Source organism: Clostridium chromiireducens (assembly GCF_002029255.1).
Classification (GTDB): domain Bacteria; phylum Bacillota; class Clostridia; order Clostridiales; family Clostridiaceae; genus Clostridium; species Clostridium chromiireducens.
On record NZ_MZGT01000020.1, the window covers coordinates 76,688 to 84,344 of the forward strand.

At 30.9% G+C, this 7,657-nt stretch carries 6 protein-coding genes; 1 reads left to right on the forward strand and 5 read right to left on the reverse strand.

Going from position 1 to position 7,657, the window contains the following annotated elements; translation table 11 throughout:
* Nucleotides 1-426: 426 nt before the first annotated feature.
* From CLCHR_RS09085 to CLCHR_RS09095, 3 genes are all read right to left on the reverse strand, one after another.
* The gene (locus tag CLCHR_RS09085) at nucleotides 427-1,137 is read right to left on the reverse strand and encodes a GntR family transcriptional regulator (RefSeq protein ID WP_079439391.1); all 711 of its coding nucleotides are present in this window, start codon (nucleotides 1,135-1,137) and stop codon (nucleotides 427-429) included.
* Nucleotides 1,138-1,409: 272 nt separating this feature from the next.
* A complete protein-coding gene (nagB, locus tag CLCHR_RS09090; RefSeq protein WP_079439392.1) occupies nucleotides 1,410-2,138 on the reverse strand; it encodes a glucosamine-6-phosphate deaminase in 729 nt (242 codons plus the stop codon).
* A 21-nt stretch (nucleotides 2,139-2,159) separates the two neighbouring features.
* Entirely contained in the window at nucleotides 2,160-2,885 is a 726-nt protein-coding gene (locus CLCHR_RS09095; protein WP_079439393.1) for a GntR family transcriptional regulator, read from the reverse strand.
* Nucleotides 2,886-3,168: 283 nt separating this feature from the next.
* Between CLCHR_RS09095 and nagA the strand changes: the two genes are divergently transcribed.
* The gene (gene nagA / locus CLCHR_RS09100; protein ID WP_079439394.1) at nucleotides 3,169-4,305 is read left to right on the forward strand and encodes an N-acetylglucosamine-6-phosphate deacetylase; all 1,137 of its coding nucleotides are present in this window, start codon (nucleotides 3,169-3,171) and stop codon (nucleotides 4,303-4,305) included.
* Nucleotides 4,306-5,008: 703 nt separating this feature from the next.
* On the opposite strand, the gene CLCHR_RS09105 is transcribed toward nagA, so the two are convergent.
* Together CLCHR_RS09105 and CLCHR_RS09110 are read right to left on the reverse strand one after the other, a co-directional pair.
* Nucleotides 5,009-5,914 (reverse strand): ROK family protein, encoded by a 906-nt coding sequence (locus CLCHR_RS09105; protein WP_079439395.1) that lies wholly within the window; start codon nucleotides 5,912-5,914, stop codon nucleotides 5,009-5,011.
* Nucleotides 5,915-6,081: 167 nt separating this feature from the next.
* Nucleotides 6,082-7,479, reverse strand: a complete 1,398-nt coding sequence (locus CLCHR_RS09110; RefSeq protein WP_079439396.1) for a glycoside hydrolase family 1 protein — start codon at nucleotides 7,477-7,479, stop codon at nucleotides 6,082-6,084.
* Nucleotides 7,480-7,657 lie beyond the last annotated feature (178 nt).

Consider the following 7,657-nt stretch of genomic DNA (forward strand, 5'->3'; position numbering starts at 1 on the left):
CCTGCATGCTCCTGTGCCAAGCACAGGACAAGCAAGAGTGGAACAACTTTCTATTAAGATATGCAGCAGCTTATTTTTCAATGCCTGCTTCACATATATGTATTCTCTTTCTTTGTATCGCTATTACTTTAAGTATCTTGCATATAGAACCCAAAGAAATATATAAATACTTGCTTAAGTATGCTGTGATCTAAAATTACACTAAACAAAGAAATGGAATATATGTTTTTGCGAAGTGTTCATTAGAAGATTTTGCTGGTCGTGATTCTTAGAATATAAGTTGTTCCAAATATGCTAGTTCAAATCTTGTATTTGAGGCTAGCATTTTGGGCACAACTTATATTCTTAGAATCTCCCGGCAAAATCTTCAAGTAACCGGAGCAAACACATATATTCCATTTCGGTTATTTAGTATAATCCAAAAATCTATTTAATGCTTACAGTTCTAAATTCAATTCTATCGCTTCTATGGTGTGCTTTTGAGTATTCAAAAGGCTGACCATTGTCTAAGAATCCTACTTGTTCAACCTCTAATATTGGGAAATTACTATCTATCTCTAGCCATTTTTGTTCTAATTCACTAGGTAAAATTGCCCTAATTAATCTATGTGCACTCTTTATTTTAAACCCGAGATCGTTCTCAATATAACCGTAAATTGACTTTAATAAAACATCCTTCTTCATTCCTGGTACAAGACCTATCGGCATATATGTATAATCTATTACATACGGTTCATCATCTGCAAATCTAGCCCTCACTACATAGTAAACAAAGTCATCACATGTAATTTTCAATTTCGTTGCAATTTCTTCTGTTGGGTGAACCACCTCAAATTGTATAATTTCAGATGTTACCTTTCTTTCTTTATGTGTTTCAGAAAAACCTTCAAATTGTCTTGCTAAGCTTAATTCTTGAACATCGTTATCATCAAGTGCCTTTACAAAAGTTCCTGATCCTCTTCTTTTTATTACTAACCCTTGAAATACAAGTTCATCGACAGCTTTCTTTATTGTAATTCTACTAACTCCATAATGTTCGCACATTTCTTTTTCTAATGGTAGCTGCTCATTAGGATTATATTTACCGCTTAATATTCCGTTCCTTATGTCCCCAGCAATTTCTTCATATTTTGCCATTATACTTTCCGCCTCTCCTCACAACATACCTTATTTATACATTGATTATATCATTTATATCCCTTATTATATACATAAATCTACTTATTTTTCAACTTCATAAGTTTTGTATGTAATCACTTAACTAGCTAACTTATTTTTTATTATAATCCAATAAAAATAACTTCTCTAATAAATGTTATGTATAATAAAAAAGCTATATCATAATAATTTAATATTTTGATACAACTTTTGAATTTTATCTTCTGATGTAATTTAATTATAAGCTTTTTTTATTTAATTGCATTCGCCATTTCTTCATCAATTATTACAGTTACATCTTTATGCATTTGTAGTACTGATGCAGGATTATGTGTTGTTATATTTCCATTTAATAATCCTTTTACGGCATCAGCTTTGTCCTGGCCCTTTACTAATAATAATATTTTCTTTGATTTCATTATTTGTCCAATTCCCATAGATAAAGCCTTTGTAGGCACTTCATCTTTTGAATTGAAGAATCTAGCGTTTGCTTCAATAGTACTTTCAGCTAAATTAGTTACATGAGTGCCTTCAATTAAAAAGTCACTTGGCTCATTGAATGCAATATGCCCATTTCCGCCAATACCAAGAATTTGTATATCAATTCCACCTAATTCTTCTATTTTTTTATCATAGCTTTTAGCTTCCTCATCTAAATCTTTTGCTAAACCATTTGGAACAAAAGTATTAGACTTGTTTATATTTATATGATTAAATAGGTGCTCATTCATAAAATATCTATAACTTTGAGTATCCTCTTCTCCAAGTCCAACATACTCATCTAAATTTACAGTCTTCACATTAGAGAAATCTATTTCATCATTTTTATTCATTTCTATAAGTTCCTTATATAATCCAACAGGGGTGCTTCCTGTCGCAAGTCCTAAGATAGCATTTGATTTTTCAGTAATAACATCTTTAAATATCTTTGCTGCAACTTCGCTCATTTCTTCATAATTTTTAACTACTAGTAACTTCATTGTTAATACTCCCCTTTATCTTTAATTTTTCAAACAAACTCTATATCTATATTTATCTCCTCTAGCAATTGTAATTGTATATTCAATAATATCAGTCTGTTCATATGCTATTCTTTCAAATTTAAGTCCCGCTTGTCCTTGTGGAACCTCAAGGTAGACACTTTCAAGTTTATTTATCAGAACACTTTCTATTACTTCCTCAGCAGACGTAATATATGCATCGAAAGAACTTTTAAATATCTCATATAAAGGATTCCCCTCAATCATTTCTTTTGCAAGACCTTTGAATCTTTCATACGGTAAATACGTAATTTCATATATCATTGGTATATCATCGGCAATTCTTATTCTTGATATTTTAAATACAAGTTCATTCTCTTCTATTTTTAGTTTTCCAGCTATTTTGGTGCTGGCTTCTATAACCTCAAAATTTAATAACCTAGAAGTAGGATTCTTTCCATGCTTCTTCATCTCCTCTGTAAAAGAAGAGACCTTAATCAAATCTTGCTCAACTACCTTAGGAGAAATAAAATTTCCCTTTCCTTGAACTTTATAAATATATTTGTTTTTTTCTAATTCGTCTAAGGCTTCTCTTACAGTTGTTCTACTAAGGCCATATTTTTTACAAATTTCTCTTTCTGAATCTAATTTGTCATTTTCTTTCATATGATTTTCTATTTGATCAATAAGAATATTCATTAATTGAATATATAAAGGAGTATTAGAATTTTTGTTTATTGTATTCATAAGTGCACCTCTTTTAGTTCTAGCAGTTTATTACCAATTATACTATTTCTCTGTACAAAAGAAAATATAAATAAGCTAATATATGATACAAATCAACACTCCTGCATATAAATTCAAAATAACAAATTCATTTAGTGGTAACTACCACTTTAACAAAAGTATAATTTATTCTTTTAAATATGTCAATATACACTTGAAAAATTCTTTAATAATGCATTATACTAGATATAAGAAACTGATAATATCCACTTGTATATTATAATTTTTTTAGGAGAGCGATAATATGTTAATAAAAAACTGTAATATTATTTATTTAGATAAAATAGAAACTGGCTCTATACTTATTGAAAATGGCTGTATAAAGGAGATTAATCCTACCAATTGTTCTGATGAAAATATACTTGATGCAAAAGGCTTATATATTTCACCTGGATTTATTGATGTGCATATACATGGTGCAGGAGGCTGCGACACAATGGACGGTACCAGTGAATCAATCAATACCATTTCTAAAACTATAGTTGAACATGGAACAACTTCTTTCACTCCTACAACCATGACTGTTTCTATAGACGATATAAGAAAATCTCTGGATGCAATTAAAAATGTTAAGGAAAAAGGCGAAGGGGGAGCTCATGTCCTTGGAGTTCATTTAGAAGGTCCATTTGTAAGTCCAAAAGCAATTGGGGCGCAAAACCCAAATTATATTTTAACTCCATCTATTTCAACATATAATGAAATAGTTAAAGACTATGAAGATATTATTGTATCAATAACACTAGCTCCAGAAGTTGAAGGTGCAAAAGAACTTATTAAGTATCTGTCTTCAAAGGGTATAGTTTGCTCACTGGGTCATACCAGCGCGACTTATGAAGAGGCTATAGAAGCTATTGAATGTGGTGCTTGTCACTCTACTCACCTTTTTAATGCTATGACACCTTTAAATCACAGAAACCCTGGTGTAGTTGGTGCTATATTTGATAGTAATATAACAACTGAAACAATTTCAGATGGAGTTCATATTTCTTATCCAGTTTTAAGAATTGCGTATAAACAAAAAGGTACTGATAATGTTTTATTAATATCTGATGCAATGATGGCTTGCTGCATGCCTAATGGCGACTATTCACTAGGAGGTCAGGATGTTGTTGTAAATAATGGTGAAGCACGCCTAAGGAATGGTGCTTTAGCTGGTTCCGTCCTTACTCTTGATAAAGCAATTAGAAATGTATATAAAAATTCTGATCTTCCACTTTATGAAGTAATAAAAATGGCTTCTTATAATGGTGCTAAACACTGTAAAGTTCATGATCATAAAGGACAGATTAAGGAAGGTTATGATGCAGATTTGATTTTGTTTGATGATGATATAAATATCAAGAAAGTATTTATCTTAGGAAAAGAAGTATATTCTAAGTAATAAAATATCATGCATTTGTTCTTGCTATAAAGGTATTGTGAAGCACTTAAAGTGAAGCAATGAACAACCGAAATAGAATACATATATGTTCCTCAGGACTGTGAAAAATTTCACTAGGAATATCTAAATGGAAAGTTGCACCACTTCTGCGTGTTCCTGTGACAAGCACAGGACAAGCAAAAGTGGAACAACTTCCCATTAAGATACTCCAGCAGCTTATTTTTCAATGCCTGACTCCACATATATGTATTCTATTTCTTTGTATCGCTATAACTTTAAGTATCTCACATATACCCGTCTAAAAATTATTCGTATATTGTATTAAAGATTGTAAATATTCTTTAATACAGATATTGCTAACCAGAGAAATATAAAAATACTTGCATTAATATAAACCTTATTTTAAGCTTACTGCTAGACTAGAAAGGGAATATATGTTTTTGCGCAGTGTTCATTAGAAGATTTTGCTGGCTGTGATTCTAGATTATAAGTTGTTCCAAAGGTGCTTGTTCAAGGCGTAGTCCTTGAAGCAAGCACTTTGGGTACAACTTATAATCTTAGAATCACCCAGCAAAATCTTCAAAGAACCGAAGCAAACACATCTATTCCATTTCGTTTTTTTGCCAGTAAACTTAAAGTATCATCACGCAGCAAGTATTTTTATATTTCAGTGATACACAATACCTTTATATCTCACAATTTGCTATTGCTTTTCTCTTTGAAGATAGTTATATAAAGCGCCTAATTTATTAGCATCATTTCCATATTTACATGTTTTTAGAACAGGTTTTATAGTTCCTTCTAAACCATTATTCATCATAATGTCTATTCTTTTATTTATTTCATCAACATACCCTTCTCTTTCGCTTATTGCTCCTCCTAGGATAATAACTTCTGGATCATAAGTATATTGAATATTGTATATTCCTGCCGCCATAGTGAAATAATATTTATTCACTTCCTTAATTGAGACTTCATCACCTTCACTACATAGCTCAAATACTTTAACGCCATCAAGGCTGTTTTCTTCTAATCCTTTTAATTTAGCAACTTTTCTAGCGAGTGCTGCAGTAGACCCTGCTTTACTCCAGCTAATAAATTTAGGTTCACCATCTAAACTATAACTTGCTGCGCAGTATCCAAATTCGCCTCCATGTTTATGTACTCCAACGTGTATTTTTTTATCTTTTACTATTGCTCCTCCTATTCCTGACCCGCATACTACAAATGCTAAATCATTGCTCTCTTTTCCCGCTCCTAACCAGCATTCTCCAAGGGCCGCGCAATTTGCATCGTTTTCAATTTCTGTATCCAAACTTGTAGATTTCTTTAAAATCTCTTTAAAATTTGGTCCATGTATATATGGTATAGCACTTACCCCTTCAATTACTCCTATGTTACTATCAACGGCTCCTGGAGCACTTATTGCAATTCCACTAACGTCATGCTTATTCTTCATTCCTTCTGTTATCTCGATTAATTTACCAAAAAACTCATCAGCATTACTCGGACAGGCAAATTTATTACTTTCTTTAAACTCCCCTTCTTCTGTAATTACTGACCACTTTGTAGAACTCCCCCCAATATCAAAAACCATGAAATTTCTCATTTTTAAAACCTCCTAATTTTACTATTTTCTAAAATATTTGCATAATTGAAACAGAAGCTATAATAAAATAAATTTTAAGTATAATATATTGATTAATTAACCATTTTATCAATCAATATATTATACTACTCCTTTATTTTCGGCTCAGTCCCTCTTAATAAAGTTAATTAAAATCCGTTATTTTCTACAACCTCTTTAATCCATCTTCCTGATTTCTTAATAGTTTTCCTTTGAGTATCTAAATCCACAGCAATAAATCCATATCTATTTTTATATGCATTACTCCATGACCAGCAATCAATAGGAGTCCATGTATGGTAACCAAAACAGTTGGATCCTTCGCTTATACCTTTATGAAGATACTCTAAATGCTCTTTATAGAAATCTATTCTATAGTCATCTTCTATTATGCCATCAGCATTTATATATTTTTCTTCGCCTTCGACACCCATACCATTTTCAGAGATATACCAAGGAATATTGTTATAATTATCTCTTATATTTATGGCAATGTCATACATACACTCCGGATATATCTCCCATCCTCTGTATGGATTCATTCTTCTTCCTGGCATTTCGTAATTATCAAAGTATTTATCTGGCATCCAGCCTTTTGATTCATCTATTTCTGATTCTTTCGCTTTAACTCTTCTAGGTTGATAATAGTTTACTCCTAAGAAATCAATTGTATTGTTTTTAATTATCTCTAATTCTTCTTCTGTTGATTTCCACATTACATTATCTTTCTCTAATATTTCAATAAGTATTTCTGGAAAATGTCCTTTAATTGCAGGGTCTAAGAATGAAGTATTAAAGAAACTATCCCCTATTTGAGCTGCTCTTACATCTTCTTCACCGTTTGATCTTGGATATGCAGGTGTTAAATTAAGAACTATTCCTATTTTCCCCCCATCCTTATCACACCCCATAGCTCTAAAAACTTCTATAACTTTTGCTGATGCTAAATTTAAATTATACAATACTTGTACAGCCTTTTTACCATCAACTAATTTGGGGTAGTGAAATTGATATAAATATTCTCCTTCAACTACAACTATGGGTTCATTAAATGTAGTCCAATACTTAACTCTATCACCAAATAACTCAAAGCATTTTTTTACAAATACTACAAATAAATCTACCACGTGTTTAGATTCCCATCCACCATATTGATGATATAATTCAACTGGTAAATCAAAATGATGTAAATTCATGACTGGAAGAAGTCCATTTTCAATACATTCATCAATTACTTCATTGTAAAATCTAACTCCATCTTCATCAACTTCACCAGTTTCAAAATCTTTTATAAGCCTTGTCCATTGAATTGATGTTCTAAAACTATTTAATCCTATTTCTTTAACTAATGCTAAATCTTCTTTATGGCTATTATAGAAATTTGATGCTACATTAGGACCAACACCATCAAAAAATGCTTCTGGCTCTATGTCGAACCAATGATCAAATACGCTATCATGTTTTTTATTAAATCTTCCTTCACTTTGAGGACCTGATGTTGCTGATCCCCACCAAAAATTTTCTAGGAACTTAAATTGTATACTCATATTATACCTCCCAGATTTCTTTATTTTAATTATGTTGTTTTTACAACATGATTGAATATGTTTAGAATAAAGTAATATTTTATTTATATAAATTTATCTATTCACTTAAGTTTTTTAAAGTACTTTAGTTGTTAAATAAATAGAAATTACTATACAATTTTGTTAGCTATCAGTTTAT

Bases quoted from the DNA above. Each gene is read 5' to 3' on its own strand.
- CLCHR_RS09085 (WP_079439391.1), bottom strand. From the start codon at position 1,137: ATGGCAAAATATGAAGAAATTGCTGGGGACATAAGGAACGGAATATTA.
- nagB (WP_079439392.1), bottom strand. From the start codon at position 2,138: ATGAAGTTACTAGTAGTTAAAAATTATGAAGAAATGAGCGAAGTTGCA.
- CLCHR_RS09095 (WP_079439393.1), bottom strand. From the start codon at position 2,885: ATGAATACAATAAACAAAAATTCTAATACTCCTTTATATATTCAATTA.
- nagA (WP_079439394.1), top strand. From the start codon at position 3,169: ATGTTAATAAAAAACTGTAATATTATTTATTTAGATAAAATAGAAACT.
- CLCHR_RS09105 (WP_079439395.1), bottom strand. From the start codon at position 5,914: ATGAGAAATTTCATGGTTTTTGATATTGGGGGGAGTTCTACAAAGTGG.
- CLCHR_RS09110 (WP_079439396.1), bottom strand. From the start codon at position 7,479: ATGAGTATACAATTTAAGTTCCTAGAAAATTTTTGGTGGGGATCAGCA.